Raw genomic sequence first — 25,979 nt, 5'->3', positions numbered from 1 at the left:
TCCACCTTCTTAAAAAAGACCAAGGCTTTGTCGTATTTTTTAGAAAAAAAATACAAATCTCCTAGGTTATAATTGGCCAGGCAAAGCTCTTCTTTTAAATCATTTTGTTGTGCAAAAAATAAAATATCATAGTAGGTCTTTTCCGCATTTTTCAAATCATCTTTCATGTAATATACATTACCTAAGCTGATTTTGGCATTGATTTTATTGTCTATAAATTTATCCGAATAGGTTATGGTTTTTTTATAAAAATAAGCAGCTGAATCAAGGAGATGCGGCCTACTTAAGTTCTTCATATAATAACTCTCATAAGAACTTCCTAAACTCAGATTAATATTACTTTTATTATTCAGTAACTGCTCTTTGGTATAAACCTCCTCGTTTTGATCAATAAAAGTTAATAGTTGACGTAAGCCTTTAATTGCCAATTGGTAATTCCCAACTTCTTGATTGATTAAAGCGGTGTTACTTTTGAATTTCACAACCTGTATAACATCTCCTATTTTTATAGCGAGTTTAATACCTTGTTGGTAGTTCTCTAGCGCCTTACTAAAATTACCTCTTTTCCATTCGATAAGTCCTCCATAATTATACAAATAAGACTTAAGCTGTATTTTATCTTTGGACTCGGGCATTTTATCCAAATACTTAAATGCTTCAGCATATCTTTCTTTAGATTGGACAACATCACCTTTTATCTGAAACAAATAAGACAAGGAACCATTTGCAAAAGCCAAATGTTTAAAATCATGAGATTTAATCATTTTATTAGCAAATACAATGGCACTGTCGACATTCGCATTGGCATTTAGTCGAATTTTATCTTGTAACAGCAAATACTCTCGTTCTGTAAGAGTATTCTCTTGTTGGGCAGACGTAGCATGCAGAACAAAAAAAAGTATAAAAGAGATGATTAGCCTCATTAAAATTGTTTTTGGAGTCTCAAAAATAGTTTATAAATTGACAATAAACTACTATTAATTCCCCTTATTACTATTTAGATTTTCTTTGCTTACGAAAATATAACAATTTATCTATTTTTTGTTATATTTATATTACGTAGATTTGTTTGTAAAACTATAAAAAAATGAAACCAGACTTATTTCAATCCCCAGATTATTACAACCTTGACGATTTGTTGACAGAGGAACACAAATTAGTTCGCGACTCTGCACGCGCGTGGGTTAAAAGAGAAGTTTCTCCTATTATTGAAGAATATGCTCAAAAAGCTGAGTTTCCTAAACATATTATAAAAGGTCTTGGAGAAATTGGCGGTTTCGGCCCCTATATTCCAACAAAATATGGAGGTGCAGGTTTAGATCAGATTTCTTATGGTCTACTTATGCAAGAAATTGAGCGCGGGGATTCTGGAATCAGATCCACATCTTCTGTTCAATCTTCCTTAGTAATGTATCCTATATGGAAATATGGAAATGAGGAGCAAAGAATGAAATACTTACCCAAACTAGCGACAGGAGAATTTATAGGTTGTTTTGGTCTAACTGAGCCCGATCATGGCTCTGACCCAGGAAGCATGATTACGAACTTCAAAGATATGGGAGATCACTACCTGTTAAATGGTGCCAAAATGTGGATTTCGAATGCCCCATTTGCCGATATCGCAATCGTTTGGGCTAAAGACGAATCGGGAAGAATCCACGGATTAATTGTGGAACGTGGCATGAAAGGTTTTACCACTCCAGAAACGCATAACAAATGGTCTCTACGTGCCTCTTCAACGGGAGAACTAATCTTTGACAATGTCAAAGTTCCTAAAGAAAATATTTTACCCAATAAGTCTGGTCTAGGAGCCCCCCTTGGTTGTTTAGATTCTGCTCGATATGGAATTGCTTGGGGCGCTATCGGAGCCGCAATGGATTGTTACGATACTGCTTTGCGTTATGCTAAAGAAAGAATTCAATTTGGTAAACCAATTGCAGGAACCCAATTACAACAAAAGAAATTGGCTGAAATGATCACCGAAATCACCAAGGCACAATTACTAACCTGGCGTTTAGGGGTTTTGAGAAATGAAGGAAAAGCGACCACTGCTCAAATTTCGATGGCCAAACGTAATAATGTTGATATGGCTGTCCATATTGCACGTGAAGCCAGACAAATGTTAGGCGGAATGGGAATTACCGGCGAATATTCGATCATGCGTCATATGATGAACTTGGAAAGTGTGATTACTTATGAAGGCACACATGACATACATTTGTTGATCACCGGAATGGATGTTACTGGTATTTCAGCTTTTAAATAATAAACGACTATTAAAATAAATACAAAATCAATATGAAAAGCTTCTTCTTGCCAAGAAGCTTTTTATCTTTGCAAAAAATCTAAGCAAATGAATATTGAAACTATACACCATAGCATTCAACCTCAAAAAGAGCAACTTCTAAAACATTCCCTATACAATAAAATTCAAAACATTGATGATTTACATCAATTCCTAGAAACACATGTTTTCGCGGTTTGGGATTTTATGTCACTTTTAAAAGCTTTACAAGCTAAACTCACTTGCACAACAACACCTTGGTTTGCTACAAAAAACCCTCAAACTAGATATTTAATTAATGAAATTGTTTTAGCCGAAGAAACGGATTTAAGTATTGACGGAAGAAGACAGAGCCATTATGAGATGTATATTGAGGCGATGGAAGATTGCGGAGCCGATACCACTAGAATAAATACCTTTTTGGATGAAGTACATTCACTTCACAATATTTTTGTTGCTATAAAACAAAGCACCCTACACCCTAACGTAAAAGCGTTCTTAGATTTTACCTTTAGAGTTATAGAGGAAGGTAAACCACATCAGATTGCTGCTGCTTTTACCTTTGGAAGAGAAGATTTAATTCCAAGTATGTTTACCGCCATTTTAAAAAACTTCCAAAAAAATCTACCCGATATTGATTTGAGCAAATTGCTTTATTATTTCGAAAGACATATCGAATTAGATGCTGACGAGCACGGTCCGATGGCCATGGAAATGATTACTGATCTATGTGAAGATGATGCTGAAAAATGGAAAGAAGTTGAAGAAATTTCGATTCTAGCTTTAGAAAAACGCATCGCACTTTGGAATGCCATAGAAGAAGAAATTTTGGCTAAAACACAAATGGCCTAAAAATCAAAACACCTTATTTAGCGGAACTATTTGTTGAAACCTAAATTCATCAAATAGTTCCGTTCTTATTTACACAAGGCCGAATACTATCTGTGTCAAAAACAGCGATACTAAAACAATCTATAACACCTTTACTTAAGTATAAAATCAAACACCACTCAAAATAAATATTTATAATGGAATTTTTAAAAACAACCGCTAAAGATATTGATGCTGTTTTCGCTATATACAATGAAGCAACCTCTTATCAAAAGACAGTCAACAACAAAAGCTGGAGAGGTTTTGAAAAAGCATTAATCGAAAAAGAAATAGCAGAAGACCGCCATTTTATCATTAAAGAAGGAGATGAAATAGCCTGTACTTTTGTGTTTACTTTTAATGATCTTATTATTTGGAAAGAAGCCAGTGCTGATCCAGCTGTTTATATTCATCGTATCGCTACCAACCCAAAATTCAGGGGACGTTCTTATGTCACCAAAATCATTGAATGGACAAAGGCCTACGCCAAAGAAAATGGAAAGACCTACATCAGACTAGACACACATAGTGGAAATGAAAGAATAAACAAATACTATATGAGCTGTGGTTTCGACTACAAAGGAATCAGTACCATCGAATGGACTAGCGAATTACCGGAACACTACAAAGAAGGTTCTTTTAGTTTGTTTGAGATTAAACTATAAACCCTATTAAAAAGACAAAATCCCTTATGAAATTTCATAAGGGATTTTTATTTATTCTTGCAGAGAGGATGGGATTCGAACCCACGATACAGTTACCCATATACTAGCTTTCCAGGCTAGCTCCTTCAACCACTCGGACACCTCTCTTTGTTGGTGTGCAAATAACATAAAAAAAAATGACTTAGAAAAACAAAATCACAATTCCTTTACATACTTTTTCTAAATTCTTCCATAAATAGTTTCACGGCCTTTTTCTGATACGCCCCTTCGATGGTTAACATAAACGATTCTCTCTTTGTGGGAACCCCTGTAATAGCAATTGCTTTCAAATTATCCCAGTCTTTTAGGGCTTTCTCGGTTACTACAGTAACCCAATCGTTTTCTTCCACCAATTGCAAAAGCGCATGAACAGCATTTAATTCAATAGCCACTTTAGGCTTCATATTGTTTTTCAAAAACAATTCATCGAGAAATTCTCGAGAGCTAAACCCTTTAGCAGGCAATATAAGGGTATACTCCTCAATTTTTTTAAAGGCAATCTTATCAAAAACAGCTAATGGATGCGTCTTTGAAACAGCCACGACCAAATTCGAGGTGAACAAAGGGATTTTCTGAATGGTTTCTTTTATCTCTTTGGAGGAGATAACCAAAACCAAATCCAATTCATTGTTCAGTAATTTATGCTCCAAAGGTTCGGTCGAGCCATATTCTACGACAATTTTTAGATTCGGATATCTTTTGGCAAACAGATTGACTATTGGTAAAACCAGTAGCCCAAAAATATAAGTAACTCCAATTCGTAATTCACCACCTATCATTTCATTCAAGTCCTCTATGGCTTGTTTACCATTCTGCACGTTTTCAATCACCTGTTTGGCATGAATTAAAAAAACAGCTCCTGCTTCTGTAAGCTGAACTTTTTTACCAATCCTTACAAACAGAGGCATACCTAGCTCTTCTTCTAACTTTTTTATTTGTTGAGACAAACCCGATTGGGTTACAAAGCACAACTCAGCCGCTTTGGTAAAGTGAAGAACTTCGGCCGTTTTAATAAAATACTGTAGTTGATAGATTTCCATATTAATAAGTTTTACTAATCATTATCAGTAAAATTATTAATTTTTCTAATGAAATCAAAATCCCGAACTTTGTAGAAAATAATAAGTATCATGTTTAAAGCGCTAAAATCAAAAAACTTCAAATTGTTCTTTTACGGACAATCTGTTTCTGTAATTGGAACCTGGCTTCAAAAAACTGCCGTAAGTTGGATGGTCTACAGCGTTACGGGTTCTGTTTTCTTGTTAGGACTAGCCACCTTTCTAAGCATGATTCCATCTTTGTTCCTGGCTCCCTTAGCAGGAAGTATTATTGGCCGTTACGATAGACATCGTGCTATGATTTTACTGCAGTCTATGGCCATGCTTCAAGCGGGTGCTTTAGCTTTATTAATCTACCTCAAAATATACAACATCAACTTTATTTTAGCACTAAGTCTAATTCAAGGAATCATCAACGCCTTTGATATGACTTGTAGACAAACCATGATGATTGATATAGTAGACAATAAAGAAGATCTACCCAATGCCGTAGCACTAAACTCTACCTTAAACAATTTCGCTCGAATTGCTGGTCCTGCCTTAGCCGGAATTATTTTGCACAACTACGGTGAAGACATCTGTTTTATTGGAAATTTCTTGAGTTATATTCCGGTTTTGATTTCTTTATTAATGATGAAAATCACACCTCATATTAAAGCCACAGACAAACTTAAAATGCTAGATGACTTTATTGAAGGCTTAGATTACGTTCGAAAAGAAACAGAAATGGCCAAAATGCTTTTAATGTTGATGTGTAGTAGTTTATTTGTCATTTCCTTCAATACTTTAATGCCTGTTTTTGCCAAAGACATTTTTAGTGGAAATGCTCAAACCTTTAGTTGGTTTGAAAGTGCAGCAGGAATTGGCTCTATCGTATCGGCAATATATCTAGCTAATCTTAAGAAATCAGACAACATGGGCAAAATAATGATTGCTGCGAGCTTATTATTAGGTTTTAGTATAATCATACTCGCCTATTCAAACAATCTAACTGTAGCCCTTATTTGCATGGCGTTAAGTGGTCTTGGTATGATGGCACAAACCTCATCCATCAATATTTATGTTCAGACCCAAAGTACCGTACAAATGCGCTCTAGGAGTATTAGTTACTATTTGATGGCTTATCAAGGAATGATTCCAGTAGGAAGTTTGATCATCGGATATGTGTCCCATATCATAGGAACCCGTCATACGGTAGCAATTCAGGGAGTAATTTGTATCCTATCGGTAATTGTCTATGTGTATTACAAAAACCACAAAACGGTGGAAGATTTAAATACTTGCCAAGTTCGTTATAAAAATTAATTCTTCACCCTCTTAGTCCCATAGCAATTTAACTTGAGCTGAAATGACTTAGGTCGTCTATTTAGAGTGAAATTTCCCCACGCAAAGCTGTTTCAAAAACTGTTTTGAACTCTCCTTGAGCAATAGGGTGTCCTAATAAATACATTAATTTTGTGATGGCCGCTTCTGTGGTAATATCTTTCCCTGAGATAACGCCTAAGGATTTCAATACGGTACTAGTCTCATACTGTCCCATATTAACACTTCCTCCTGAACATTGTGTAACATTAACAATATGTAAACCCGATTGAATTGCTTTGCGAATTAGGTTTAAAAACCAATCTTCAGTTGGCGCATTTCCAGCACCATACGTTTCCAACACTATCCCTTTTAAATCTGGAATTGCCAGAATCGCAGCCAAAACGGTTTCACTCATACCAGGAAACATTTTGATAATCGCTACATGATTGTCTAAGTTTTTGTGCACAATCAGTTGAGCATCCGTTTTTAAAGGAAGAAATAAATGTCTATTTAATTTTAGATGTACTCCAGATTCTACCAATTCAGGATAATTTGGAGCGGTAAAAGCTTTAAAGTGCTCTGCATTTACTTTAGAGGTACGATTACCTCGATATAATTTATATTCAAAATACAAACAAACTTCATTGATTACTGGTTTCCCATTTTCTTGAAGTGAAGCAATTTGAATCGCGGTAATTAAATTTTCTTTGGCATCGGTACGCAAGTCCCCTATTGGCAGTTGCGAGCCTGTAAACACCACTGGCTTAGCCAAATTCTCCAGCATAAAACTCAATGCAGAAGCAGAATAAGACATCGTATCCGACCCATGCAACACCACAAAACCATCAAAAGAGCTGTAACTTTCTTCGATAATCTCTGCAATCTTGGTCCACATCTCAGGATTCATATTCGATGAATCAATAGGCTCTTCAAAAGAAACCGTCTCAATCTCACAATCTAACTGCTTAATCTCTGGAATTTTCTGCAACAACTTACCAAAGTTGAACGCTTTCAGCGCTCCTGTCTCAAAATCTTTACTCATACCAATGGTTCCACCGGTATAGATTAAGAGTATTTTCGCCTTAGATGACATCGTTGTATTTTAATTTGTTTACAACAGGATTAGCATACATAGCCAAAAATCCTTGTCTTGTTACTGGATTATCACTTCCAATACGCATTTCTAAACGACGTTCAAATAGGGACTTTTCACTTTCTTTATATAAATGAGAAAATCTATCTGTACCGTTTAAGATATCGTAAGCAATAAAGTTAGTAGGCCATAAATGATAGTTTTTCAAAACTGCATCGTCTATTACCTGAGCCAAAGCCTGAATTTGTTTGTTTCCATTGTCGTTCTCTGCCATAATCTGATCAATCTCAGTATCCAACACGTCACCAACAGAAATATGTATTCTTTTCTTAGATCCCATTACACCACTTAAGATGGTCATGAAATCTTCATTTTTTTCTTTGATATAGACTTCATTGTTCGCCTCTGCCATTAATTGTGGCATCTTCAACACATCAGTCGGATCGTATTCATATGAAATAGAAACAGGAACAATCTTAAGTTTCTTAAAATAGTTCATCAAATTATCTTCATCACAGCCCATTCCAATCATCTTTAAAACGCCTGGATTGGTTTCATCATTTCCGTCTTTGGTACGACCTTCTCTTTGGGCAATCCAAACGGAACGATTTTCACGCATCAATAGATGTCCTATATATTCGGCTAATAATTTAGAGCTCTGCAACATCTCTCTTGGGGTTAAACCTCTTAACACCAAAAAGTTTCTATTTAGTTTGGCCAAAGTGCTCAAGAACGCTTTTTTAACTAAATTATCTCCAATTGCTGAAGCGGTCATCACCAAACCATGCTCGAACAAGCACACATTTAATAAGGTGGTATCTAAAAGAATGTCTCTATGATTTGAAACAAACAGATAAGAAGTATTTTTCTCTAATTTATCAAAACCTGAAGTCGTTAGTCCTTCTGAGCTTTTTTCAAGAACTTTTTGAATGGTATTATAAATAAAATTGCATTGAAAATCACGTATAGAATGTGTCTTCTTAAGTTGTTCTTTCCAAACTTCATCCTCTAATTCTGGAAAAGTAAAATTCATCATGGCTTTCATCATCGGATGATTAACTACACCATGAAGTGCTTCATTTATTTCGGAATCATAAAAAGGTCGAATGGCATCAAATCTCTGCTGCATTATAAATATCTATTTTAGTGGGCAAAAGAACAAAAAAAAAATCAAAGTAAACCAACTATTGGGTTAAATCCCAAAAACGTCTTTCGAATTTTGGGTGGTAATTGTAGCAATTTCGGCTTCTGAAACTCCATAAAGCTGAGCTAATTTTGCCACTACATTTACGAGATAACTACTTTCATTTCGCTTTCCTCTGTATGGAATTGGAGCTAAATAAGGAGAATCCGTCTCTAGTACAATATGTTTTAAATCGATTTGATTTAGAAACTGATCAATCTTTCCGTTTTTAAAAGTCACGACCCCGCCTATTCCCAATTTCATATTGTATGAAATTGCTTGCAGAGCTTGTTCGTGCGTTCCAGAAAAACAATGAAAAATCCCAAATAAATCTTCCGACTTTTCTTCTTCAAGTACTTCAAAAATTTCATCAAAAGCCTCACGGCAATGAATCACTATAGGTAATTTGTATTTCTTCGCTAGCTGAATTTGCTGTTTAAAGGCAATTTGCTGTTCTTTTAAATGTGTTTTATCCCAATACAAATCAATTCCGATTTCACCAACGGCATAGAACTTTCGCTTGGCTAATTCAGTCTCCACATGCTTGAGCTCTTCAAGATAATTATCTTTTACATACGTAGGATGCAACCCCATCATCAAAAACACATAATCAGGATAATTTTGCTCTAAATCGTACATCGATTGCGTTGCTGCAGCATCGATTGCGGGAATAAAAAAACGTGTCACGCCAGCGTTAATCGCTCTTTGCATCATGTCGTCACGATCTTGATCAAACTCCTCAGAGTAAAGATGTGTGTGTGTATCGGTAATAATCACTGTTGAATCCAAATTTGTATTTTAAAAACACAAATTTACGATATTAATAAAAACTATCCCAATACGATTAAAGGCATTAGCTTTTTGATAACATTTGCTTTATTTTTGATTTTCAATCGCAGCAAAAAATGAAAGATTTACACCAAATTCTCAAGAAAGAAAAGTACCGAAAAATCAAATTTAAAATCACTAAAACACAACATTTACTGATCAAAATCAAGATCAATGGTGTTTCTGGAAACTTCATCTTAGACACTGGAGCTTCTAATTCCTGCGTTGGATTTGAGAGCATAGAGCGTTTTGAACTAGCGGCTAAAAACTCTAAAACCAAAGCATCTGGCGCTGGAGCCACTGGAATGACCACACAAATTTCAGTACACAACCATCTTCAACTGGGTCGCTGGAAAAGCCTCGATTTTAATATCGTTATTTTTGATCTTTCTCATGTAAATGAAGCCTTGAAATCACACAAGGCTAAAGCTGTTCATGGTATTATAGGCGCGGATGTTTTACTGGAAGGTAAAGCGATCATCGATTATTTCAATCACTATTTGTACTTGAAACAATTGTAACTTCTGAATTTCTTGACAGACCTCCATAAAAAAATCCCAAACTCCTTTTACGGAATTTGGGATTTTCAATCTAAAATTAAATCAATTAATGGGTATGTTTAGGATTATAACCGTCTTCACTTAATTCTGCTGGTGTATAATCAGCAAACATTTCAGTTTCGTAATCGATTTTCTCTCCTTTTGAGAACTTATGAATGATTTTTTCCATGATATTATAGATCACAGGAACTACGATCAAGGTTAAGAATAAGGAAGAAATTAATCCACCGATAATTACCCAAGCCAAACCGTTTTTCCACTCTGCTCCTGCTCCTGATGCTAATGCAATTGGGAACATACCAAATACCATCGCAATAGTGGTCATCAAAATTGGACGCAAACGAGCGTGATTGGCTTGAATTAAGGCGGTTCTGATTGATTCTCCTGCTGCTCTTCGTTGGTTGGTGTAATCCACCAGCATGATCGCATTCTTACACACCAGACCAATCAACATGATAATACCTAAAATTGTAAAGATGTTCAATGAATTATTAGTCAAAGCCAAGGCTAACATCGCACCAATAAACGAAAGTGGAATCGCAAACAATACCACAAACGGGTGAACAAAACTATCATACAAACTCACCATTACTAGGTAAACCAAAATAATAGCCGCAAGTAAAGCGATACCCAATGTACCAAATCCTTCAGATTGGTTTTCCATATCACCACCCCAGATATAGTTCACTCCAACTGGTTTTTTAAGTTTATCTAATTTTTCTTGCCATTGTGCAACAATTGTTCCTGAAGGAACTCCAACGTTTTGTCCTTTTACCGTTACCGAAGCCGATTTGTCTCTACGCTCTAATTGGCTAGGTCCTGATCCTTCCGTAATATCAGCAAATTGAGACAATTTAATTTGTTGCCCTGCTGCATTTATAAAAATTAGACTACTCACATCCGTAATACTTTTTCTATCAAAAGCATTGTATCTGATATTAATATCGTATTCGTATTCTCCTGCTCTGTATTTACCATCAGTATTTCCACTAAAAGCCGTTTGCATCGTTAGACCAACCGTTTGAAGAGATAAGCCTAATGCAGCCATCTTATCACGATCTACCTTTACATTGATCTCAGGATTTCCGTCTTCAACAGTTAATTTAATCTCTGTTGTTCCAGGAATGGTACGCAACTCAGCCTCAGCTAATTTAGCAAACCCCATTGCTGCTTCTGTTGAAGGACCTGTTACAATTAACCCTAAAGTAGCATCCTCTGCTGTACCTAAAATACCAACTGGAACCGTTTTAACCTTTGCACCAACAAGTACTTTCTCTAGTTTACGTTTGATTTTGGCAGCATAAACAGAGGCGCCATCCGTACGGTCTTTTTGATCGATCATTTTTACGTTAATCTCCGCTTTGTATGCAGTCGCTTGTGAGGCTCCAAAACCTTCACTGGTTTGACCTACTGTCGTAATTTGACTGTGAACGTATTCTTCTCCTTTTAAGTAAGCCTCGGCTTTTTGCGTCATAAAGTTGGTCTGTTCAAGCGAAGCATCTTTCGGCATTTCGATTTGAACCAAAAACTCTCCACTATCAGAAGCAGCGAAAAACTCACCTCCGATAAAACCACCACCCATTAATCCTATAGTAGATCCAAAGAACAATACCAGAACTACGGCAAGCGTTTTAATATAATGATCCAAACACCAAGTCAACAGATGAGAAACCCAGTCCGTAAAACGAGTTAAATAACTTTCAAAACCAAGAATAATTCTTCCAAATAGGTTCTTTCCTTCAATATGCTCTAATTTACCATAACGAGAGGACAACCAAGGGATAATAGTAAAGGAAGCTAAAAGTGATAATAAAGTGGATATAATTACCGTAACACAAAATTGTGTAATGATATTAGAAACTAATCCAGAACTCATCGCAATAGGCAAGAATACCACCACAATTACCAAGGTAATCGAAGTTACAGTTCCACCGATTTCTGCCGTTCCATCATAGGACGCACGAATTCTGTTTTTACCCATTTCCATGTGTCGGTAAATATTCTCCAGTACCACAATCGCATCATCCACTAGAATACCTACCACCAGAGACAATCCTAATAAACTCATTAAGTTCAAGGTATACCCCATGAAGTAAATACCGATAAAGGTTGCAACTAAAGAGGCAGGAATAGAAACCATTACAATCAGTGCGTTTCGAATACTGTGCAAGAAAAATAACATTACAAATGCCACTAATATTACTGCAAAGAATAAATCGTGTACTACCGAATCAGCCGCTTCTAAAGTAAAAACAGTACTGTCTTTTGCTACTTCTAACTTTAACTGATTTACCTTATAATCTTTTTCAAGAACAGCAATTGTCTTTAACAAATGCTCACTTACCGCTACGGCGTTGGCATCAGATTGTTTTACGATTTGTAAAACAATCGCACTTTTTTGATCCACACGGGATATTTTCTCAGCAATTTTTTGCGTGTCTTGCACATCGGCAATATCACGTAAACGAATTTGAATTCCGTTTTTAGAAGAAACCACCAAGTTTCTTAGTTCTTCAACACTTTTATATTTACCCGCTAAACGAATTAATATTTTTTGCTCACGAGTTTGAATGTTTCCTGTTGGGAAATCTAAATTCGAAGTCAAAATATTTTGTTGTACCTCTGGAACAGATAGTCCATACCCTTGCATTTTAATCGCATCAAGATTTACTTGAATCTCACGCTCCGAACCTCCAATGATATTTACCTGTGCTACCCCTTGTACTCGAGATAAAATAGGGGCTATTTTTTTGTCAATTAAGTCATAAAATGCTGCCTCATCCATTTTCCCGTTGGCGCCCAAGGTCATAATCGGTAAATCACTCAAGGAGAATTTAGTCAATGCCGGGGTCTTAACGTCATCGGGTAAATCACTGATAATCGCATTGATCTTACGCTGCGCATCATTCAATGAAAAATCGACTTTTGCATTTGATGTCAGTGTAATCGATACAATAGACAAACTTTCGTACGATTTGGAGTCAATTTTCTTGACGTTCTCTAAGGATGCAATCGCATCCTCTATTTTCTTAGTCACTGTATTTTCCACCTCACTTGGAGAAGCTCCAGGATAAACGGTAGAAATAGTAATAACATTTTGTTCAAATTTAGGGATCAACTCATAACCTAATTGGCTATAGCTGAACAATCCACCAAGTGTTAGAATTGTAAACAGTACAATGACTAACGACGGACGTTTTATGGATATTTCGGCTAATTTCATATATGTTTCTTCTTGATTATTAAAATCAATTATTTAATAATTTCTACTGTATTACCGTCTTGCAAGTTAATTTGACCTGTAACCACTACAGTTTCACCATCAGTTAATCCGTTGATCACTTCAACTTGATCTCCCAAAATTCTTCCTGCAGTTACTTTTCTTAGTTTAGCGATACCATTTGCAACTACAAAAATTTCGTTACTGCTCACACTTCCTACGAAAGCATTTCTAGGCACAACCATCATGTTTTGTTTTTGTTGGTTGGAAGCAAAATTTGCCGTTCCGTACATACCTGCTTTTAGGTCATTGCTTACATTGTTTGTGATTTCAATTTCCACTGGAAAACTCAAAGACTCATCTGCTTTTGCCGCAATAAAAGTAATTTTACCTGAAAACGTTTTATCAGGATAAACGCTTGCCGTTACATTAATAACCTGTCCCTTTTTTAAACTAGCTACTTGATTTTCATTTACTGTAACTACTAATTTCAATTTAGAAACGTTTACAATATCAAACAATGCAGTGGCTGGCATTCCCGTCAAGATAGATCCTGGCTCAATATATTTTTTATTGATAAATCCATTGATTGGCGCTTTTACTCTAGTATCCCCAACATTAATTCTAGCTTGTTTTAAACTAGACTCTGCATTGGTTAAAGCCAATCTTGCTTGATCTAATTGTTGCTTAGTAACACCACCGGTTTTAAAAGCATTTTCATATCGGCTATAATCCGATTTTGCATTTTGATAAACGGCTTGTGCCTGTTGTGCATTTACATCAATAATATCACCACGCATAGTCAAAAGAGTTTGCCCTACTCTTACATAGTCTCCTTCTTTAACTAAAACACTAATAACTTTTCCTGATTTTTCAGCAGAGAAAGTCAGTTCTTGAGTAGGTTGGAAATTTCCATTGGCTACAAAATCCAATGCCACTTCTTCGGTTTTAACCGCAGCAACTTTTACGGACACAGCAGCATTTTTCTCTGCTACTATATCTGTTTTTTCTTTATTCTCTTTCTTATTTTTATTTAAGACAAATCCAATCAGAGCCAATGCTGCAATTATGATTACGATAGTTATAATAGTTTTCTTCATTTTGTTTAATTATTTGATAAGAGTTTTAAGTTCGCCTTTTGATTTGATTAATGCTATTTCGGCAATTTTATAATCTAAAATTGCTCTGGTATAATTATTTTGAGCTTCAATCGATGCATTTTCAGCATCCAATAAATCGGTTAATGATGCCAATCCTTGAAGATAATTGTTTTTAATATTACTTAAAATCTCGCTAGCCAATCGCATATTTTCTTTTTGATTCTCAATCGTAACTAGATTATTCTCAATTTGCGTCATCGCATTTTTATAATCCAGATCAAGCGAAAGTTTGGTATCTTTAATATCTTCCTGTAGTGTACGGATACTCACATCAGCTTGTCTCACTCTTGAACGCGTTCCAAAACCTGTGAAAATAGGCACCTTTAAATTCAATCCAATTCCCGAATAATCTGACCAATAAACCCCCGATGATGGTTTCGCAAAAAGAGGCATTTCTGGACCTTGACCGATATAGTTATATCCCGCACTTAGCGAAAGTGTTGGGTAATATTCTGCTTCAATAGATTTCTTTTTGAATCCTAATAGCTCTTCTTGTTTTCTCAACAACAAATACTCTGTTCTGTTTTCTACATTTGGCATTTCAGTTAAGGCAGCAGGAGTAACTTCAAATTCTTCTCTAGGAATTTCGATTTGAGATTCGATAGGCATCCCCATATAAAATTTCAACGCATTTTCTTGCAATTGAATTTGATTTTTGATTTGTTGACGCTCAGTGCTAATGTTCGACATTTTCACGATAATACGATCTAGATCTATTCTTTTAGCTAGGCCATTATCAAATTGCCCTTTTACAATGTCACGCACTTTAGTTGTATTGACATAATTGCTATCCAACAAAGTCAATCTTTCGCGTTGTACATACACTCCGTAGTAACTATTGGCTACTCTTTCAATTACTTGTTCTTCTGTTAATTGATCGTTTATTTGATAAAATTCACGTGTAGTTCTTGCCGCTCTCAATCCAGTAAAAACAGCCTGATCAAACAAGGCTTGCGTCAATGAAACTCCAGCTCCTGAAGTCCATTTTTGACCAAAAGTCGCTTGAATAGAAGTTCCTGGTTGCCCAAAAGACCCTCCATCGATAACGCTTGTTTGTAAAATAGGGTTGTACGTTAAATTTCCATTCCCTGTGATTTGAGGCAAGGCTCTAGAGCGCACTTCTTGAATTTGGTACTCACTATTTTCAACCTGTAATTTTGCCTTCTTTGCGGTAGCTTTATTTTCCAGCGCATAAGTAAGAGCATCTTTTAAGCTTAAGACTTTAACTTGTGCATTGGCTGAGAGGCCAATGGTGCACAAAAATATAAGAATGATTCGTTTCATAGATTCTAAATTGATAATTAAGTAGTAATTCTTTTAAGTTGTTTTTCTAATTCGACTATTCCTTCCGGTGTTGCCATGGCTCTAGTGTGATACTCCAAGGCTTCCAATTCGATTTTTTGAGCTTCCCTTTCTGAAACCGTGTTTTCGTTAATATGGAAAATCAATGTGTAATAAAACTTCACGTAGACCTCTATATTTAAATCCTCACGATAGAGTTTCTCGCGAATTCCTTTTTGAATATTCTCACTAAAATATTGGCTACATTGATCAATTTCGTTCGTTAGAACATTTTGATAGATCTCTGGATAGTGCTTTTTAAGCTGATAAATAGGCGATGTGTCTGCGTTGTTTTTAAACATATCACGGAACATTTCTCTGATTTCGAAGTTTTCATGAATCGCATTAAGATTCTTCGCTACAATAGTATCAATAACTTCATGCACCTGTGCATGAACTGTTGCGGTACTTTCTCCTATTAAAACTTCTTTATTACAGAAGTATTTATAAATCGTTTTTTTCGAAATACACATTTCACTGGCAATATCATCCATCGTAACACTTTTAAAACCCAGTTTTAAAAATAACTCACTTGCTTTGGATATAATTTTATCTTTCATCTTTGTCTTTCAAATTGTACTATACCTATACCGGTTACACTATTACTCTAAAAAAGCTTCCCATATAGTTTTAATAATTTTATCTTTCTTCACTTTCCAAGATTTATATACTAAATTCTAAATTAGCTATAAGCTTAATATCTCTACCCAAGGCCAAACCTCCATTTTGATTAAAGGAGTTATAAGCCAAACCAAAATCTTGACGTTTAATATCTCCTTTGATTTCAAAGGCCACTTTCTTCTGGCCATTATAAGAATTCACTCCGATGAATTCTGCATCAAACTCGACCACTTTAGTCACATCTTTAATCGTTAAGTCACCTTTGAAAAAATTGATATTGTGATTCACTTTTTGAAAAGAAGTCGATTTAAAACTGATAATAGGATGCTCATTTACATCAAAAAGATCTTGAAGCTGTAAATACGTATCAATTTGCTGGAAACTATCATTTTTGTTATTGATATCTAATGAAAATTCAACAGAGGCATCCTCGATTTCGTTATCTTCAATACTTACATAACCATCAAATTTATTTGTAGTTCCTCCCATATAGGCAATGATCGAATGTCTCATTTTAATTAAAACATCAGATTGGCTCGAATCTAGGGTCCATGTTGTCTTCATAAATCAATGGTTTTGTTTAAGTTATCAATCCTTTTAAATCATTCAAAAACAAGATTTTGAATCCTTCAAGATTTTTTTTTGATGGTGCAAATATAGACAGGAAACTCGAAACACCAAAAAAGTTTCCAAGTTTTTTTACAACAAATTCTAAAACACTCAAAATGAGTCTTATTAAAGTGTAATTTTAAATCTTAACGTGTATTAAATTTTTAAGCAAGAAATAATTCATAATTGAATTGTATCTTTGGGGCTCGCAAATCAGATTTACATTTTATGCACGATATTAGTCAGTACCAAGATTTTTTTATTAGTTATTTAAAAGACCAGAGTATAAACAAAGAGCCCAAAACGCTATATGACCCCATTGAATATATTTTAGGCCTTGGCGGAAAACGCATGCGTCCGGTACTGACACTAATGACTTCAGAAGTTTTCGACACTCCTTATAACGTTGCTCTTCCAGCAGCAATGGCTGTGGAAGTATTTCATAATTTCTCACTTGTTCACGATGACATAATGGATGATGCTCCTTTGCGAAGAGGACAAGAAACTGTTCATGAGAAATGGAATACCAATACCGCTATTCTTTCTGGTGATGCCATGCTAATCTTAGCTTATCAGTATTTCGAACAATACGAACCCACTGTTTTTAGAGATTTAGCAAAATTATTTAGTAAAACGGCCCTGGAAGTTTGCGAAGGACAGCAATATGATGTTGATTTTGAAGAAAGAAACAATGTCACCATTGCCGAATACTTAAAGATGATTGAATATAAAACAGCTGTTTTAGTTGCTGCTGCCATGAAAATGGGTGCTATTGTCGCTAAAACCACCGAGAAAGAAGCTGATTTAATTTATGATTTCGGACTAAATTTAGGATTAGCCTTCCAACTTCAAGATGACTTTTTGGATGCCTTTGGCGACCCTGAAACCTTTGGCAAACAAGTGGGTGGTGATATTATCGAAAATAAAAAAACCTATCTATACCTAAAAGCTTTGGAATTTTCGACTGCTGAAAAAGGAGCAGAATTGCAAAAAATATTCAATTTACAATTAGAAGACAATACCACTAAAATTGAAACTGCAAAAACCATTTTCAACGAATCCGGTGCTTCAAAAGCAACACAGGAAGCCATAGAAATGTACACCTATAAAGCATTTGAGACCTTAGAAAAAATGGATATCAACGCCGAAAAGAAAAACATTCTAAGAACTTTTGGTGAAAACTTAATGGGAAGAAAGGTTTAAAACAGCAAGCATAAAAATCAATCCCACACATTGAATTGATTTTTTACTAACGCCATTGAAATTTAAGAAATATGTATATTACGCCATTAAATAGCGATCTATTATTTGAAGAAGCCCAAAAGGAATCTTTGTATCTCGATTTGATCGTACAAATCAATAAAGATTTCAATTTGGCCAATGAAGGAATAGATTTCCCGATGAGTATTTCTCCCGAAGAATTAAAGATCCAACTTCACGAAAAAATATACCGCATGATTCAGTACAAGTTTGCTGAATACCTGAACCTGCTCTATATTATTGATGTCTCTGAAAGTGAAATAAAAAAACTAGACGGATCTGATTTAGTTATTCTAGCCGAACAGGTTTCGTTTTTAATCTTAAAAAGAGAATGGCAAAAGGTTTGGTTCAAAAACTTTTACAAATAAAAACCTCTTAATAGCGTCATCCTTAATAGGTCAGAGCCCTCTTTAAAAATAAACTCTCACAAAAGGCATAAAGGCGGAACCGTATAGACTTCTATCATTATCAAACAAAACATCGTAACGCGCTCCGATGGTCACGTTACCTGCGCGATAACCTGCACCTAAATATAAGGCCGTATTCCAATAATCATCCGAATAACTCCCTCTATTATTATTGGCTTTGTAATTTGTATTGACTCTTACTTGCTCTAATTCGGCCGATAACTGAATTTCTGGAATCGGATTGACCAACCCAACCAAACTGCCCCCATATACAGTAGAAGTATAGTAATTTCTAGAAGATAAATAACCAAACTGCAATCCACCACCAAGCGCTACCACTTCATTAACATTATAAATTGCACTTGGCATTACCGAAATATCCGTATAGCCCGAACCTATCCCCAAACCAACACTTCCTCCAAACTGAACTTTCTCCCAAAAATGATTTTTATTGTCAATTACATACTTTTGCTGCGCTATTGCAGAAGTAGAAAACAAGACGACCAAAATCATAAAAAAACGATTGAAAACGATTGAAATTTGAATTTTATTCATAGCTGGGTCTATTTTTAACAAATTTTTACGTAAAAGTACGCAAAAAAAAGATCTTAATAAATGCGTTTGTTGTACTTTTGCCTTTCTATTTAACAAAAAGTATATTCACTAATATTATGGATAGGTTTTCATTTTTAAATGCAGCGCATACAGAGTTTTTCGCCCAATTATATGATCAATATTTAATAAATCCAGATAGCGTTGAGCCAAGCTGGAGAAGTTTTTTTCAAGGTTTCGACTTTGGAATGACTACTTATAATGACGAAAATCCTGTTCAGCAAATTGTTGAATTTGCCGCTAACAATACAGACTGTAGTCTCGTTTCCGAAAAACTACAAAAAGAGTTCAATGTTTTAAAACTAATTGATGGCTACCGTTCACGTGGTCATTTATTCACTAAAACAAATCCAGTTCGTGATCGTAGAACATCATCGCCAACTTTGGATCTTGAAAATTTCGGACTAACTACTGCAGATCTTTCCACAGTTTTTGACGCAGGTCAAGTAATCGGATTTGCTCCAAGCACCTTACAAGATATTATAAATCGCCTTAAAGCGATTTACTGCCAACATATTGGTATTGAATATATGTATATCCGTAATCCTGGCGTTGTAAAATGGGTACAGGATAAAATAGGTGTTAATGACAATCAACCTAACTTTTCTTCTGAAGAGAAGAAAATTATCTTAAATAAATTAAATCAAGCCGTTTCTTTTGAAAACTTTTTGCATACAAAATATGTAGGACAAAAGCGTTTTTCATTAGAAGGTGGTGAATCGATTATCCCTGCTCTAGACGCTTTGATCGAACAAGCTGCTGAAAAAGGTGTTGAACAATTCGTTATGGGAATGGCACACCGTGGTCGTTTGAACGTTTTGGCAAACATTTTTGGTAAATCGACTCAAGATATTTTTGGTGAATTTGACGGTAAGGATTACGATCAAGAATATTTTGATGGTGACGTAAAATACCACTTAGGTCTTACAGCTGACAAAAAAACAAGAACGGGAAAAAACATCAATATCAATTTAGCTCCGAACCCTTCTCACTTAGAGACTGTTGGTGCTGTAATTGAAGGAATCACTAGAGCCAAACAAGAGAAATATTATCCTCATGATATTTCAAAGGTATTGCCTATTGCCGTTCACGGAGATGCTGCTATTGCAGGACAAGGTATTTTGTATGAAATCATCCAAATGTCATTACTTGAAGGATACAAAACTGGAGGTACCATCCATATTGTAATTAACAATCAGGTTGGTTTCACCACCAATTACCTAGATGCGCGTTCGTCTACTTATTGTACTGATGTTGCCAAAGTAACATTATCACCAGTATTACACGTAAATGCTGATGACGCTGAAGCTGTTGTACACGCAATATCTTTCGCATTAGATTACAGAATGAAATTTGGTCGCGACGTATTTATCGATCTATTAGGGTATAGAAAATACGGTCACAACGAAGGAGATGAGCCTCGTTTTACACAACCAGTTCTGTACAAAATCATCGCAAAACACAAAAATCCTAGAGACATTTACGCAGAGAAATTATTATCTGACGGTATCATCAATGCTACTTACGTAAATGCACTAGAAAAAGAATACAAATCTACAATGGAGGAGAATTTAGAAGCTTCTCGTAAAAAAGATTTGACCATCATTACTCCATTCATGAAAAACGAATGGGACGGATTTGTGCAAGTAACAGATACGCAAATGCTTGAAAATGTAAATACTTCATATCCTAAAGAAGGCCTTACTGCTATTGCAACTGCGATTTCTAGCTTACCACAAGACAAGAAATTCATAAGCAAAATTCAGAAATTAATTAACGACAGAAAAACAATGTTCTTCGATACCAATCTATTAGATTGGGGAATGGCAGAACATTTAGCTTACGGTTCGTTATTACGTGAAGGTTATGATGTTCGTATTTCTGGTCAAGATGTTGAACGTGGAACTTTCTCTCACCGTCATGCTGTTGTAAAAGTGGAAGACTCCGAAGAAGAAGTTATTCTAATCAACAACCTTGAAGGTAAAAAAGGAAATTTCAATATTTACAATTCGCACTTATCAGAATATGGTGTTTTAGGATTTGATTATGGATACGCATTAGCTAGTCCAAATACCTTAACTATTTGGGAGGCTCAATTTGGAGATTTCTCAAACGGTGCTCAAATCATGATTGACCAATATATCTCCTGTGGTGAAGACAAATGGAACAACCAAAATGGTATTGTTTTATTATTACCTCACGGATACGAAGGTCAAGGTGCTGAACACTCTTCTGCAAGAATGGAGCGTTATTTACAATTATGCGCTAGACAAAATATGTATGTTGCAGATTGTACAACGCCAGCCAACTTCTTCCACTTGTTGAGAAGACAAATGAAGACAAAATTCCGTAAGCCGCTTGTGGTATTTACACCAAAAAGTTTACTACGTGATCCAAGATGTGTCTCTACAGTTGAAGAATTAGAAAACGGAAGTTTCCAAGAAACTATCGACGATAATACTGTAAACAAAAAAGAGGTTAAAACATTGGTTTTCGTTACTGGTAAATTCTACTATGATATCGTAGCTGAAAGAGAAAACAACGGAAGAAATGATGTTGCTGTTGTTCGTATTGAGCAATTATTCCCTTTCCCTGTAGATCAAATCAAAGAAATCATTGCACAATATCCAAATGCTGATGATTACGTTTGGGCACAAGAGGAACCTAAAAACATGGGAGCTTACAGCTTTATGTTAATGAACTTCGACCTAGTGAAGTGGAGATTAGCTTCATTGAAAGCGTACTCTGCACCAGCCTCAGGAAGTTACACACGTGCGAAACGTCGTCATGCAGATGCTATTAGAATGGTTTTTGATAAAAATTTATTCCGATAAACCAAGACACTATTTCATGCTGTACACCAGCTCATTTTAAAAAAGGAGCTTTACGCAGTAGAACAAAACAAACAAGTTCTTTTTAGAACAATTAAAATATAAATTCATAATTTAAAATAACACGACATGATTTTAGAAATGAAAGTCCCATCACCAGGGGAATCAATAAAAGAAGTTGAAATTGCAACATGGTTAGTAAAAGACGGAGATTATGTAGAAAAAGATCAAGCTATTGCTGAAGTTGATTCAGACAAAGCTACTCTTGAATTACCAGCTGAAGCAAGTGGAATCATTACGTTAAAAGCAGAAGAAGGCGATGCAGTAGCTGTAGGAGCTGTTGTATGCTTGATTGATACTAGTGCAGCAAAACCTGCCGGAGATGCTCCTGCACCAGCAGCAGCTCCAATTGCGGAAGCTCCTAAAGCGGAAGTAAAAGCAGAAGCTCCAAAAGCAGCTCCTGCTCCAGCAGCAACTTATGCTTCTGGAACTCCTTCTCCTGCAGCGAGAAAAATATTAGACGAAAAAAACATAGCACCAGCAACTGTTTCAGGAACTGGTAAAGCTGGAAGAATCACCAAAGAGGATGCTGTAAACGCCGTACCTTCAATGGGAACTCCAACAGGAGGAAACCGTGGTTCAGAACGCACTAAATTATCAATGTTACGTCGTAAAGTAGCAGAGAGATTAGTTGCTGCTAAGAATGAAACAGCAATGTTAACGACTTTCAATGAAGTTAACATGACGCCAATCAACTTAATTCGTAACGAATACAAAGATGCTTTCAAAGCCAAACATGGAGGTCTTGGTTTAGGTTTCATGTCTTTCTTTACAAAAGCAGTTACAAGAGCTTTAGAATTGTATCCTGATGTTAACTCAATGATGGATGGTGATTATAAAGTAGCTTATGATTTCGCTGATATCTCTATCGCCGTTTCAGGACCAAAAGGTTTAATGGTTCCTGTAGTTCGTAATGCTGAAAACTTAACTTTCCGTGGAATTGAAGCAGAAATTAAAAGATTAGCACTTAGAGCTCGTGACGGTCAAATTACAGTTGACGATATGACTGGTGGAACTTTTACCATTACTAATGGTGGTGTTTTTGGAAGTATGTTAAGTACACCAATTATCAACCCTCCTCAATCAGGAATTTTAGGTATGCACAATATTATTGAGCGTCCAATTGCTGTAAACGGTAAAGTAGAAATTCACCCAATGATGTACGTAGCACTTTCTTACGACCACAGAATCATCGACGGACGTGAGTCAGTTGGTTTCTTAGTTGCGGTGAAAGAAGCTTTAGAAAATCCAGTTGAATTATTGATGAATGGCGATGCTAAACGTGCTTTAGAATTGTAATTCTTATCATTCTCAAAATAAATCAAAACCTGTTCATTCATTTGAACAGGTTTTTTTTTGCTTCCAAACGACCAGAGTCCTTTACTAAATAAGTATTTCCTGTTCCAATATCCCTTCTCTTGCAGTTTAATTAACTTTATTTAGAATAAGTAAGAATAGTTTGTTTTATTGCTTTTCATAACATAAATTTGTGCTATTAAAATCAATTCTAAATAACTTGAAGCTAAAATTGACCAATACACTCAAAGTACACAACATGCCAAGCGAAGAAATTTATCATGGCTGGTCCACCCTACATTCGAAAGTACTTAGCGCTTTTGCTACAAGTTTCACCTTTAAATGCTAACCAACCCCAAAAAAGTCATGATAACAGTAGCCAGCCTTTTCGTTTTCTCCTCTTTTTATACCCTATACTACACGTCCAAAAGGGCTCTATTGTCGTATGATTACCGTATTGAAAAATGGATACAAAGAAACCCCAGACCAACCAAAATTATAAGTGCAGGATTACTGCTTTTAGCCTATGTATTATGGCTTTTTAGTACTGCTTTGGGTACGGCTACTTTGCTTTTCTTAATTCAACTTATGACCATCGGTAGTTTGATTGTTATCCTGACACCTTTAAAAGTGATCTCGAGCAAAGCAATAGTAGTACTATTTGCAATGGCCGAACTTTTAGAATTTTACTACTGCTAATCCCACTATTTGACCTTCCTAAAATATGCCGGCAAATCCAAAATACCTAACCCAATCCAAATGGCAACGTTTTGCCAAAATAACAGCTGCCCTTGTTGGAGGTTATTTCGTTTCAATCAGTTTTCACCTCGCATTGGCCTCTTGCTTCAATCCTGCTAATATCATTATCACCATGGCTTTTAGCGGATTTATTCTTTGGGTTGTTTTAATGATTGTAGCATTTTTAGCAAAAAACGGTTGGAAAATATGGAGCATTTACCTCTTATTGACTAGTATTTTTTGCAGCATTATATATCTTCTACAAACCTATAACCCTATTACGACCTAAAGTATGAATAATCGCAACTATAACATCTATTTTCATACGCATACCGTAAGTGGCATTGTGATCAGTGTGGTCTTGTTCGTCATATTCTTTGCCGGATCCTTTTCCTTTTTCAGGGATGAAATCATCAATTGGGAACGTAGTGAATCAGTCAACATCACCAAGAATATTCAACTAGACTACGATAAAGCACTACTCCATTTAGACAAAGAGTATACTTTACAAGGAAGAAATATCTCCATTTCTAAAAACAGTGTAGAGAGAAGGGTAAACATTTACCTAGAAGGAACAGCCGACACTCTAGCCCCGGCCAAATTAAAAGAAAGCGCTTTTTTTTATTTAGACACCAAAAACCTTAAAACGTACACTTACGAAAACTCCTATTCGTTAGGTGAATTTTTATATCGCCTACATTTTCTTGCTCAAGTACCCTATCCTTTTGGCTATTATCTTTCGGGGTTTGTCGCCCTATTTTTTCTTTTTGCAATCATAACAGGGGTTCTATTGCATTGGAATAAAATCGTAACCAACTTTTTCATTTTTAGACCAAAAGAAAAATTAAAGACCCTATGGACAGATGCCCACACCTCCTTAGGGATGATCGGCCTGCCTTTTCAGTTTGTCTACGCTGTTACAGGAGCCTTTTTTATGATTAAGTTACTCATCGTGACACCCAGTGTAATAGCTCTTTACAAAGGAGATCAGAACAAATTATATAAAGATCTAGAATATACGGATCCAACCTATAAATGGACTAATAAAAAATTAGCCACTCCCTTTAGTATTGACCAATTAGTCGCTACAGCCAAAAGCAGTTGGAACGATTTTGAAATCACTCGTGTTTACATACAAAACTACGGCGACGCCAACATGCATGTTTTGGTAGAAGGCGAACTAAAATACGACAAAAAATTCACGGGAATTGGAAAAGTAATCTATAAGGTTGCCAATGGTAGAGTCGTTGCTCAAAAAGACCCCTTAACCCAAACGACCTATCTCGATGTGGTGAAGAACGTTTTATACCGAATTCATTTTGGTGATTATGGCGGATATGCACTCAAAATAATAAGTTTTGTTCTTGGTATCATCACTTGTTTTGTCATTATCTCCGGTGTAATGATTTGGCTTGTTGCACGAGACAAGAAAAACATGCCCGAAAACAAACGTCGTTTTAACGAAGCTGTTGTGCGCATCTATTTGGCCATTTGTTTGAGCATGTATCCCATTACCGCCTTGGCCTTTATCGCAACGAAAGTATTTCATCCCCTTGGACAATCCAATATCTATTCCCTCTATTTCATAGGTTGGTTGACATTGGCCCTCTTTTTCATACTAAAAAAGAACAATGCTTTCACCAATAAATTCAGCTTAGTATTGGGCAGTATTTTAGGCTTCCTTATTCCTGTAGCCAATGGAATCTGCACAGGAAACTGGTTCTGGAAAACATTTGCTCAAAACCAAACTCAACTTTTCTTTATTGATCTATTTTGGATTAGCTTGGCTTCCATAACGCTCTATATTGCTTATTCCTTAAAACCTAAAAAATAACTGCTACATACGAAAAAGACAAACCCTTTTTATTCTCACACTTTCTATCGAATGATTTAACTTTTCATAATTTGTCACGTTAACTTTTAGCCCTACTTTTGCCCT

Annotated in this window: 22 protein-coding genes and 1 tRNA gene; 12 read left to right on the top strand and 11 right to left on the bottom strand. The window is 35.7% G+C overall.

Annotated elements, in window-relative coordinates:
- The first annotated feature begins 1,087 nt into the window (after positions 1–1,087).
- The 3 genes from AC51AA_RS14185 (at position 1,088) to AC51AA_RS14175 (ending at position 3,819) form a co-directional block, all read left to right on the top strand.
- Positions 1,088–2,266 carry an acyl-CoA dehydrogenase family protein gene (locus AC51AA_RS14185; RefSeq protein WP_500702883.1) on the top strand — a complete coding sequence of 393 codons (1,179 nt, stop codon included), beginning with the start codon at positions 1,088–1,090 and terminating at the stop codon, positions 2,264–2,266.
- Positions 2,267–2,353: 87 nt separating this feature from the next.
- Complete coding sequence (locus AC51AA_RS14180) at positions 2,354–3,136, top strand: DUF3050 domain-containing protein (protein WP_500702882.1); 783 nt, start codon at positions 2,354–2,356, stop codon at positions 3,134–3,136.
- A 176-nt stretch (positions 3,137–3,312) separates the two neighbouring features.
- Positions 3,313–3,819 carry a GNAT family N-acetyltransferase gene (locus AC51AA_RS14175; protein WP_500702881.1) on the top strand — a complete coding sequence of 169 codons (507 nt, stop codon included), beginning with the start codon at positions 3,313–3,315 and terminating at the stop codon, positions 3,817–3,819.
- Positions 3,820–3,879: 60 nt separating this feature from the next.
- Here the strand turns inward: AC51AA_RS14175 and AC51AA_RS14170 are convergent.
- Together AC51AA_RS14170 and AC51AA_RS14165 are read right to left on the bottom strand one after the other, a co-directional pair.
- A tRNA-Ser gene (locus AC51AA_RS14170) sits at positions 3,880–3,966 on the bottom strand.
- A 59-nt stretch (positions 3,967–4,025) separates the two neighbouring features.
- On the bottom strand, positions 4,026–4,898 hold the full coding sequence (locus tag AC51AA_RS14165) for a LysR substrate-binding domain-containing protein (protein ID WP_500702880.1): 873 nt from the start codon (positions 4,896–4,898) through the stop codon (positions 4,026–4,028).
- Positions 4,899–4,988: 90 nt separating this feature from the next.
- On the opposite strand from AC51AA_RS14165, the gene AC51AA_RS14160 reads away from it, so the two are divergent.
- Positions 4,989–6,221 carry an MFS transporter gene (locus AC51AA_RS14160; RefSeq protein WP_500702879.1) on the top strand — a complete coding sequence of 411 codons (1,233 nt, stop codon included), beginning with the start codon at positions 4,989–4,991 and terminating at the stop codon, positions 6,219–6,221.
- 61 nt (positions 6,222–6,282) lie between these two features.
- On the opposite strand, the gene AC51AA_RS14155 is transcribed toward AC51AA_RS14160, so the two are convergent.
- The 3 genes from AC51AA_RS14155 to AC51AA_RS14145 all read right to left on the bottom strand — a co-directional run bounded on the left by AC51AA_RS14155 (position 6,283) and on the right by AC51AA_RS14145 (position 9,274).
- Positions 6,283–7,314 carry an asparaginase gene (locus AC51AA_RS14155; protein ID WP_500702878.1) on the bottom strand — a complete coding sequence of 344 codons (1,032 nt, stop codon included), beginning with the start codon at positions 7,312–7,314 and terminating at the stop codon, positions 6,283–6,285.
- Entirely contained in the window at positions 7,304–8,443 is a 1,140-nt protein-coding gene (locus tag AC51AA_RS14150) for a 1-acyl-sn-glycerol-3-phosphate acyltransferase (RefSeq protein ID WP_500702877.1), read from the bottom strand. The genes AC51AA_RS14155 and AC51AA_RS14150 overlap by 11 nt, the downstream gene beginning before the upstream one ends.
- Before the next feature lie 63 nt (positions 8,444–8,506).
- Positions 8,507–9,274 (bottom strand): TatD family hydrolase, encoded by a 768-nt coding sequence (locus AC51AA_RS14145; RefSeq protein WP_500705642.1) that lies wholly within the window; start codon positions 9,272–9,274, stop codon positions 8,507–8,509.
- A gap of 128 nt (positions 9,275–9,402) precedes the next feature.
- On the opposite strand from AC51AA_RS14145, the gene AC51AA_RS14140 reads away from it, so the two are divergent.
- Entirely contained in the window at positions 9,403–9,846 is a 444-nt protein-coding gene (locus tag AC51AA_RS14140; protein WP_500702876.1) for a retropepsin-like aspartic protease, read from the top strand.
- An 85-nt stretch (positions 9,847–9,931) separates the two neighbouring features.
- Here the strand turns inward: AC51AA_RS14140 and AC51AA_RS14135 are convergent, their stop codons facing one another.
- From AC51AA_RS14135 to AC51AA_RS14115, 5 genes are all read right to left on the bottom strand, one after another.
- On the bottom strand, positions 9,932–13,108 hold the full coding sequence (locus AC51AA_RS14135) for an efflux RND transporter permease subunit (RefSeq protein ID WP_500702875.1): 3,177 nt from the start codon (positions 13,106–13,108) through the stop codon (positions 9,932–9,934).
- A gap of 29 nt (positions 13,109–13,137) precedes the next feature.
- Complete coding sequence (locus AC51AA_RS14130) at positions 13,138–14,205, bottom strand: efflux RND transporter periplasmic adaptor subunit (RefSeq protein ID WP_500702874.1); 1,068 nt, start codon at positions 14,203–14,205, stop codon at positions 13,138–13,140.
- Between the two features lie 9 nt (positions 14,206–14,214).
- Positions 14,215–15,549, bottom strand: coding sequence for a TolC family protein (locus tag AC51AA_RS14125; protein ID WP_500702873.1), 1,335 nt, complete (start codon positions 15,547–15,549; stop codon positions 14,215–14,217).
- 17 nt (positions 15,550–15,566) lie between these two features.
- Positions 15,567–16,166 (bottom strand): TetR/AcrR family transcriptional regulator, encoded by a 600-nt coding sequence (locus tag AC51AA_RS14120; RefSeq protein ID WP_500702872.1) that lies wholly within the window; start codon positions 16,164–16,166, stop codon positions 15,567–15,569.
- Between the two features lie 103 nt (positions 16,167–16,269).
- A complete protein-coding gene (locus AC51AA_RS14115) occupies positions 16,270–16,791 on the bottom strand; it encodes a YceI family protein (RefSeq protein ID WP_500702871.1) in 522 nt (173 codons plus the stop codon).
- 273 nt (positions 16,792–17,064) lie between these two features.
- On the opposite strand from AC51AA_RS14115, the gene AC51AA_RS14110 reads away from it, so the two are divergent.
- Both AC51AA_RS14110 and AC51AA_RS14105 read left to right on the top strand, forming a co-directional pair.
- Positions 17,065–18,039 (top strand): polyprenyl synthetase family protein, encoded by a 975-nt coding sequence (locus tag AC51AA_RS14110; RefSeq protein WP_500702870.1) that lies wholly within the window; start codon positions 17,065–17,067, stop codon positions 18,037–18,039.
- A gap of 71 nt (positions 18,040–18,110) precedes the next feature.
- Positions 18,111–18,464, top strand: a complete 354-nt coding sequence (locus tag AC51AA_RS14105) for a hypothetical protein (protein ID WP_500702869.1) — start codon at positions 18,111–18,113, stop codon at positions 18,462–18,464.
- Between the two features lie 42 nt (positions 18,465–18,506).
- Here the strand turns inward: AC51AA_RS14105 and AC51AA_RS14100 are convergent, their stop codons facing one another.
- On the bottom strand, positions 18,507–19,058 hold the full coding sequence (locus tag AC51AA_RS14100) for a hypothetical protein (RefSeq protein WP_500702868.1): 552 nt from the start codon (positions 19,056–19,058) through the stop codon (positions 18,507–18,509).
- A 116-nt stretch (positions 19,059–19,174) separates the two neighbouring features.
- Here AC51AA_RS14100 and AC51AA_RS14095 point away from each other — a divergent pair, with 116 nt between their 5' ends.
- From AC51AA_RS14095 to AC51AA_RS14075, 5 genes are all read left to right on the top strand, one after another.
- Entirely contained in the window at positions 19,175–21,949 is a 2,775-nt protein-coding gene (locus AC51AA_RS14095) for a 2-oxoglutarate dehydrogenase E1 component (protein WP_500702867.1), read from the top strand.
- 126 nt (positions 21,950–22,075) lie between these two features.
- Positions 22,076–23,305 carry a 2-oxoglutarate dehydrogenase complex dihydrolipoyllysine-residue succinyltransferase gene (gene odhB / locus AC51AA_RS14090; RefSeq protein WP_500702866.1) on the top strand — a complete coding sequence of 410 codons (1,230 nt, stop codon included), beginning with the start codon at positions 22,076–22,078 and terminating at the stop codon, positions 23,303–23,305.
- Between the two features lie 363 nt (positions 23,306–23,668).
- The gene (locus AC51AA_RS14085) at positions 23,669–24,001 is read left to right on the top strand and encodes a hypothetical protein (protein WP_500702865.1); all 333 of its coding nucleotides are present in this window, start codon (positions 23,669–23,671) and stop codon (positions 23,999–24,001) included.
- 25 nt (positions 24,002–24,026) lie between these two features.
- The gene (locus AC51AA_RS14080; protein ID WP_500702864.1) at positions 24,027–24,329 is read left to right on the top strand and encodes a hypothetical protein; all 303 of its coding nucleotides are present in this window, start codon (positions 24,027–24,029) and stop codon (positions 24,327–24,329) included.
- A 3-nt stretch (positions 24,330–24,332) separates the two neighbouring features.
- Positions 24,333–25,874, top strand: coding sequence for a PepSY-associated TM helix domain-containing protein (locus AC51AA_RS14075; protein ID WP_500702863.1), 1,542 nt, complete (start codon positions 24,333–24,335; stop codon positions 25,872–25,874).
- Positions 25,875–25,979: the final 105 nt, after the last annotated feature.

This window comes from Flavobacterium sp. OHVDL-2026-0007 (assembly GCF_059882335.1).
Note: the sequence above shows the minus strand (reverse complement) of the source record. Positions and strands in the feature narration are given on the sequence as shown.